This is a genomic window from Anaerotignum faecicola, from assembly GCA_024460105.1.
Taxonomy (GTDB): Bacteria; Bacillota; Clostridia; order Lachnospirales; family Anaerotignaceae; genus JANFXS01.
Genome location: JANFXS010000386.1, coordinates 1 through 422, shown reverse-complemented (window position 1 = coordinate 422; position 422 = coordinate 1). Strand labels below are relative to the sequence as shown.

Sequence of the window (422 nt, the reverse complement as noted above, 5' to 3'; positions counted from 1 at the left end):
CATTTAAAATTGGAATACTGCGGTTTTTCTAAATTTCCCAGCCGGATCTTTCCGTATCTGGAAAATGCCATATAGAGGGAACAGAGAAAGACGCCGAGGCCAATCAGCAGATAGTAGCTTCCGAACTCATTGCCAAGGAAGAAACGGACCTGTGACAGCATGTCGGTTGATTTCTGAGGGAACACCATAAATAAAAGGCATAGTATGATAATACAGACAAATGGGATTATGGTCGTAACCCAGTCTAATTTCTTAATCAGGTATTTTTTCTCGTCCTGGTCCATGATAGTACCTCCTAAATGTTCAAAAAAGTAAAAATAAAAATGATATTGAACATGATACCATGGTTATCCAGAAAATGCAAGAATTAATTGTGAAGATTTTCTGACTTTTTTCCAAAACCACTACAAAAATGAAGCGCC

Annotated in this window: 1 protein-coding gene; it reads right to left on the bottom strand. The window is 37.7% G+C overall.

Features of this window, described 5'->3' with window-relative positions:
* On the bottom strand, positions 1 to 284 hold a 284-nt coding region (locus tag NE664_14510), incomplete at its 3' end, for a BCCT family transporter (protein ID MCQ4727847.1).
* Positions 285 to 422 lie beyond the last annotated feature (138 nt).